This window comes from Streptomyces graminilatus (assembly GCF_001418565.1).
Taxonomy (GTDB): domain Bacteria; phylum Actinomycetota; class Actinomycetes; order Streptomycetales; family Streptomycetaceae; genus Streptomyces; species Streptomyces graminilatus.
Genome location: NZ_LIQQ01000268.1, coordinates 1 through 6,105 on the forward strand (window position 1 = coordinate 1; position 6,105 = coordinate 6,105).

General features: G+C 72.6%; 7 protein-coding genes and 1 pseudogene. All 8 read right to left on the reverse strand.

Annotated features, from left to right (window positions below; genetic code table 11):
- Positions 1 to 971 (reverse strand): alpha/beta fold hydrolase (locus tag AOK08_RS22540; protein WP_055529141.1); only part of this gene is annotated, 971 nt, incomplete at its 3' end.
- Positions 972 to 974: 3 nt separating this feature from the next.
- On the reverse strand, positions 975 to 1,256 hold the full coding sequence (locus tag AOK08_RS22545) for a hypothetical protein (RefSeq protein WP_055529143.1): 282 nt from the start codon (positions 1,254 to 1,256) through the stop codon (positions 975 to 977).
- Between the two features lie 243 nt (positions 1,257 to 1,499).
- Complete coding sequence (locus tag AOK08_RS22550) at positions 1,500 to 2,636, reverse strand: alpha/beta hydrolase (protein WP_107101015.1); 1,137 nt, start codon at positions 2,634 to 2,636, stop codon at positions 1,500 to 1,502.
- 303 nt (positions 2,637 to 2,939) lie between these two features.
- A complete protein-coding gene (locus tag AOK08_RS22555; protein ID WP_055529145.1) occupies positions 2,940 to 3,851 on the reverse strand; it encodes a 4'-phosphopantetheinyl transferase family protein in 912 nt (303 codons plus the stop codon).
- A complete protein-coding gene (locus AOK08_RS22560; protein WP_055529147.1) occupies positions 3,784 to 4,650 on the reverse strand; it encodes a 2-oxo acid dehydrogenase subunit E2 in 867 nt (288 codons plus the stop codon). Before AOK08_RS22560 ends, AOK08_RS22555 begins: the two co-directional genes overlap by 68 nt.
- Entirely contained in the window at positions 4,647 to 4,874 is a 228-nt protein-coding gene (locus AOK08_RS22565) for an acyl carrier protein (protein WP_055529149.1), read from the reverse strand. Before AOK08_RS22565 ends, AOK08_RS22560 begins: the two co-directional genes overlap by 4 nt.
- Before the next feature lie 79 nt (positions 4,875 to 4,953).
- Positions 4,954 to 5,553: 3-oxoacyl-[acyl-carrier-protein] synthase III C-terminal domain-containing protein (locus AOK08_RS47505; protein WP_277816038.1), on the reverse strand; the 600-nt coding region annotated here is incomplete at its 5' end.
- A 2-nt stretch (positions 5,554 to 5,555) separates the two neighbouring features.
- Positions 5,556 to 5,967, reverse strand: a pseudogene (locus tag AOK08_RS47510) (3-oxoacyl-ACP synthase); the annotation flags it as partial.
- Between the last annotated feature and the right edge of the window lie 138 nt (positions 5,968 to 6,105).

Below are 6,105 nucleotides of genomic sequence, written 5' to 3' on the forward strand. Positions count from 1 at the left end.
CGGAGGAGCTGGCGCCACTCCTCCGAGCTGAACCGGGCCGGCTCGGTGCGGCCGATGAAGTCGTGGAGCACACCGAGGAAGCGTTCCGGGTCCGTGTGGAACGGGAAGTGTCCCGCCTCCTCGAAGATCTCCAGCCGGCTGCCCGGCATGGACACATGGCCGAGGCCCGCGTGGATGGCCGGTACGACCATGTCCCGGCCGCCCCACACCAGCATCGTCGGCATGCCCTGGGCCAGGTAGCAGCGGTCGAGCAGGGTGCCGACCTGCCCCCGCCAGTCGACGACGGCCCGCAGGGTACGTATGAAGGCACTGCGGGAACTCGCGTCGGGCAGGGCGTCGACCACCCGGAGGAGATCGGGCGCGTCGACTCCCAGGCCGAGGTTCAGCATCTTCATGACCCGGATCGCCGTCTGCAACTGCCAGCGCACCGTGGGCAGTTGGAATGCCGACAGCAGCAGCTCGGCGCCGGGCAGCGAGGCGGCCCGCAGCAGCGGGGACACCTGGCGGCCGATGCCTCCGCTGCCGACCAGGACCAGCCGCTCGCTGCGCTCCGGGAACTGGTACGCGAACTGGGCGGCCACCGCTCCGCCCAGCGAGTGGCCGACCAGGGTGGCCCGCTCGATGCCGAGGGCGCTGAGCAGATCACGCAGCCCGTTGGCGTACGCGCCGGGCGAGTAGTCGCCCCGCGGTTTGGCCGACGCCCCGTGGCCGAGCAGGTCGGGGACGACGACCCGGTACCGGGCGGCCAGGCCCGGGATGATGTCGGCCCAGGTCGCGGAGGAGTCGCCGATGCCGTGAATCAGCACAACGGCGGTGTCGCCCTTGCCCGCCATCCGGTAGGCGAAGCGGTAACCGTGCAGGTCACGGGTACGGACCCGGATCTCGTTGCGGCCCACCGCACGCGGCCTGGGCCGCCCCGGCTGGTGGGCCGGCCTGAGCGGCGAGCGGGCGGTGAACGGGGCGTCGGCCATGGGTCAGGCCTCCTGCGGTATCGGGTGGTGGTCACGGACGTCACGGACGGGGTGGCGCGGGGCGGGCGCGGACTCGACTGCGTTCGGTGAGCCCGGGGACTCGGCGCCGCCTGCCCGGCAGCCGCCCGGGGCATGGGGGGCGGTCTCGGCGCCGGGCTCGGGGTCGAGGCCCAGCGAGGCCAGGGAACGCCATGGCAGTGCCTGGCCGGGTCTTCTGGTCCGCCAGGGGGCGAACACCTGGGCCGACGACGAGGAGGGAGCGGTGAGGGTGTGCGCGGAGGACATGACAGCCACCTCTGAGTAGGTGTGCGAGGGAATGCCTCGGAAGGCGGGCGTCGTCGTGCCACCGCCTTCGGCAGGAGCGGCACGTGGACGAACCAGGCGCGTGGACGGACCAGCTGACGGATCAGAGGGTGGAGATGAAAGTGGAGATGAAGGTGGAGATGAGGGTGTACCTGAGGGTGATGCGGGAGTGCCGTGCGGTGCCGGGTACCGGCCAGGTCCGCGCCGGGGAGGCTGCCGGGTTGCTCAGTCGGCGGGAGCCGGGTGCGGCCGGCGGGGGACGGCGTCGGCAGCGTCCGTACCCGTACCCGTACCCGTCACGACCGACAGACCAGGCAGCGGGGCTCGGCGGGGCGCGAAGCGATTCGTCAGGCGGGCTCGTACGAGGGAGGCGATCAGCCATTTGCGCATGGCGCCCAGGTGGGCCGGGGAGCCGTGGACGTCGTCGAACTCCTTGAAGCGGATGCGGGGCAGCGCGAGGCCGAGCAACTGGCGTTCCGTGGGCGGGATGATCTCGTCCCGGGAGCTGACCACGTATCCGACCGGGATGTCGATCGCGCCGAGTACGTCCGGGCCGAGCGCGAAGTCCGCGAGCAGGGACCGGAGTTCGTTGTCGTCGGCCGCGCCGGTCAGGCGGCACAGGGTGTCGACGGTGATCCCGGGGACCCTGGGCCACCAGACGGGGTCGGTGAAGAACCCGGCTATCGGGGCGCCGACCGTGTGGATCGAGCGGATGCGCGGGTCGGCCGCGGCAGCGCGCAGGGCGAGGTGGCCGCTGAAGCTGAGGCCGAGGACGGAGGTCTCGGTCACCTTGGCGCGGCCGGCCAGCCGGTCCATCAGGAACGGCAGCAGCCGCCAGGAGTCCGCGTGGTAGCGCAGGGTGTTCTCGCCCACGCCGGGCATCTCCGTCGCCACCGCCGCGAAGCCCAGGCGGGTCAGGCGGGGGAGCAGCGGTGCCCACTGCTCCTTCACACTGACGATGCCGCCCATGATCAGCAGGAGGGGGCGGGGGCGGCGCGCGTCGAGTCCGCCGGCCCAGCAGGCGACCGTACCGCCGTCCGGGTGGTCCAGCACCAGCCGCTCCACGCCCCGGCGCAGCCGCCAGTCGTCGAAGGTGCGTACGCAGTTGTCCTGCGCCCGGCGCCGTACGTCGTCGCCGTGGTGCGGGAAACGGGCCAGCGCGTAGCGGCGGCAGGCGTCCAGCGGGTGGCCCTCGGCGGCCAGCCGGTCGGCCTCGGCGGTCCACACCCGGGCCCAGGACGCGGGGTGCCCCGGCAGGTCGTTGGTGATCCTCGGCAGTACGGCCGCGACCTGACGTTCGCTGATGCCCTGGCCTCGGGCGTGCAGCCGCGCGAATTCCTTGAGCTCTCCGAGATGGTCCATCGTGGTTCTCCGTCTCCTCCGGGATACGGGGGCGATGCCGGGGAGATGCGGCCGGAGGGCCTGTGGGCCTTCCTGGTCGTACCGGCTGCGGGCGTGGGCAGGGCTGTCCGGTCGTACGAGAGGGGCGGGCGCCCGGCCGGGAGGGGGGGAAGTCCCCCGGCTGGGCGGCCCGCCCGAGACGATGCTGGCCGTCCTCACTTAAGCCCTGCTGGCGCACCGGTTGAGCCCCGCTTGTCATGCCCGGGAGCCCGGCGGCCCGGCGGCCCGGCGGTCACCCGGTCACCCGGTCACCCGGTCACCCGGTCACCAGTCCAGGACCCCGTCCCCTTCCCATCTCCCATCGCCGTACCCGTCCTCCGCCTCCGCCTCCGGCTCGTCGCCCAGTGCCTCGGCCACGGCCGCGACCACATGCGGGTCGAGCATGGTGAGGGCGGCCGTGTCCCGCGTACCGCCGAAGCCGGCGTCGCTCACCGCGACGCTGACCACATAGCCGCCGTCCACCGAGAAGGTGCGGAACTGCCATTCGACTCCGGTGCCGGGTGCCCCGTCCGGGGCCAGGACCCTGGCGGGCCGCCCGTCGCCACTGAAGCCGAAGTCGGTGAAGCGGAAGCGCAGGCCCTGTCCGATCGCCTTGCTGTAGGCCTCCTTGAGCGTCCACATACGCACGAGTGCGGCACCCCGGCGATGGGCCGGGAGCCGCTCCAGGACGGTCAGTTCGTGCGGGGTGCAGATGTGCCGGTGCAGCCCGCGTGTGTAGAGCGGGCGGTCCGCGCGTTCCGCGTCCACCCCGATCAGACCTTTGGTGGTGAGCCCGATGAGCAGCAGGTCCTCGGTGTGGCTGAGGCTGATGTCCACCGCGTCGTAGCCGCGCAGATAGGGACGCCCGGTGGGGCCGTACCCGAGTTCGACGGCCTGCGGGGGCACGCGCAGTGCCACCGCCGCGGCGAACTTCAGCAGCACCCGGGACGCGGCGAACCTCGTCCGCACGTCCGGGTGCGTCATCTCCAGATAGCGGTCCCAGTCCCGGCCCAGCAGGGCACGCAGCCGTGGGCCGCCCGCCCGGTCGGGCCGCCAGTCGGCGACCCTGGCGTGCAGCACGGCCACATCGTGCTCCTCCAGGTCCGCGCGGACCTGGTCCCAGGCTCCGTCACGGCCGGAGATCCGCGCCGGCTCCCCGAACGAGGGGCTGAATGCCGTCCTCCTCCGCACCGTCATCGAAGCCCTCCAATTCGTGCTTGAGATCACCGAGTACGTCGGCGGCGGTACCGCCGTCCACGACCCGGTGGTCGAAGGTGAGGCCGAGCCGCATCACCGGGGCGACCGCGAGCCGGCCGTCCCGGACGACCGGCCGGTCGACGACGCGGCCCGCGCACAGGGTGATGGCGGTACCGCCGCTGGAGTGGAAGCCGTCGACCGGGCGGTGGCCCAGCGAACTGACCGCCACGGTGCCGAAGATCCCCGGCCGTTTGGCCGGGTCGCGCAGTGCGGCGGCGAAGGCGAGCCGCCCGAGCGGCACCGGCAGCCGGCCGAGCAGCCGGACACCCCGGAACTCGGGCAGTTGCTCGGTGCCGGGGCCCCGGTAGCGGTCGACGCGGTGCTGGATCTCGTCCAGGCTCGCGCTCTCCAGGGCGGGCAGCAGGGCGGAGAGCACGGTCCGCTCCCCGTCCACGGTGCGGTCGAGCGCCAGTTTGGCGGTGACCTCCCCGAACCGCAGGGTCCGGGGTCCGCGCAGCCCGAAGAACCGCCCCGGGACCAGTACCGCGTTGGCCTCCGGATGGCGGTGCAGCACGCGGCCGGTGGCGTGCAGGAGATAGGTGACGACCGAGTAGCGCCGGCCGGCGGCCCGCCGGTCGCTCCGGTGGGCCTCGATCAGGGTCATGTCGATGTCGGTGTCGAGGTGGACGGGCCGCTGCCGGGCGGCGTGCTCCAGGAAGTAGAGGGTGTGCCGGCGCCGGTCCTCGGGGTGCGCCCGTACGGGGGCCGACCGGGTCCCGCCGGTCGGGGACCCGGTCACGTCGTGGCCGCCAGTTGGTAGATCTCCCCGAGGCTGCGGGCCTCCAGCAGCCTGCCGACGGGCAGCGAGCGGCCGGTGGCCTGCTCCAGGGCGGTGACCAGCTTCAGCAGGTACAGCGAGTCCCACTCGGGCAGTTGGTCCAGATCGGCGGCGACCTGGTGCTCCTCCAGGGGCATGCCGAGCTCGTCCCTGACAAGGCGAACGAAATCGTCGATGGTGTGCATTCTGTACGGCCCTCCCGGGCAGAGGTGGCAGAGGTGTACGGGTGGTCGGATCAGGCGTGTGCGGGTGCGAGGGGGCGGATCAGATCTTTTCGAGGGCGAAGCCGGACTTGATCCACTTGCTGGACTCGACGGCGATCGCCAGCGCCCGCTGTCCCACGCCGATCTTCGCCAGCAGGGCCTCCAACTGGAGGAAGGGCAGGGCGTTGCCGTTGTTCCCGGTGTCGGCGACACAGGACACCTCGACGGCGTCGGGCAGGCCGAGCTCCTCCGCGATCCGCTTCGTCATACGGCCGGACAACTGGGGCGGCAGCAGGAAGTCCACCTGGTCCGGGGTCCAGTCGAGGTCCTCCAGCAGCTCCCAGAGGATCTCCACGGCCATGACCGGGACGGATTCCTCGATGGCCTTGTAGTCCTCCCGGATCGCCTGCCGGTCCTCGTGCCGGTCGGCGAGCCCGAACCAGTCGATGACCTGGCCGGGCTCGCGGCCCAGACCGGTGAACCGGTTCAGCACACCGCTCAGGGCCAGGCGCTGTCCGCGCGGCTCCGAGGTGATCACGGCGGCGCCCGCGCCGTCGCCGAAGAGGACGTAGTTGACGAGGTCGCTGGGTGCCGCCGTGGACAGGTCCCGCTCCAGGTCGAGGTGCTTGCTGCAGACGTCGCCGCCGATCACCAGACCGGCNNCGGCGCAGCCCGACTGGAGCTGGTAGGTGGGGATCTGGTCCAGGCCGAGCTGGTCGGCGACGTGGTTGACGGTGGCGGGCATGAGGTGGTCCGGGGTCGCGGTGCCCATGACCACGAAGTCGATCTCGTGCGGGGCGAGACCGGACTCGGTGAGGGCGCGCTCGGCCGCGCGGGCGCACAGATCGGCGAGCGACCAGCGCACCTCACCGGTCTCCAGGTCCCGGGCGAAGTGCCGGGTCCGGGTGCCGATGAACACGTCGATCCACTCTTCGTTGACACCGAGTGTCCTGGCCAGCATGGCGTTGTCGACCGGGTCGCCGGGCAGCGCGGTACCGACCGAGGCGAGGTAGGCGACGGGCGCGGCGGATCCCCCGGGCGAAGCGTCTTCTTCGCGTGGGCGCTCTGACTGCATGGGTACGGTCCTTCCAATTCCGGAGCGACGGACGGTGGGGCGGGGTGCGGGATGCGCGGGACGCGCGGGGTGCGGGATGCGCGTCCCGCGCGGGGTGCGCTGACGGGCGGGGTCGTGGGCGGGTGCTCAGGGTCTGGG

Bases quoted from the DNA above. Each gene is read 5' to 3' on its own strand.
- AOK08_RS22550 (WP_107101015.1), bottom strand. From the start codon at position 2,636: ATGGACCATCTCGGAGAGCTCAAGGAATTCGCGCGGCTGCACGCCCGA.
- AOK08_RS22555 (WP_055529145.1), bottom strand. From the start codon at position 3,851: ATGACGGTGCGGAGGAGGACGGCATTCAGCCCCTCGTTCGGGGAGCCG.
- AOK08_RS22565 (WP_055529149.1), bottom strand. From the start codon at position 4,874: ATGCACACCATCGACGATTTCGTTCGCCTTGTCAGGGACGAGCTCGGC.
- AOK08_RS22545 (WP_055529143.1), bottom strand. From the start codon at position 1,256: ATGTCCTCCGCGCACACCCTCACCGCTCCCTCCTCGTCGTCGGCCCAG.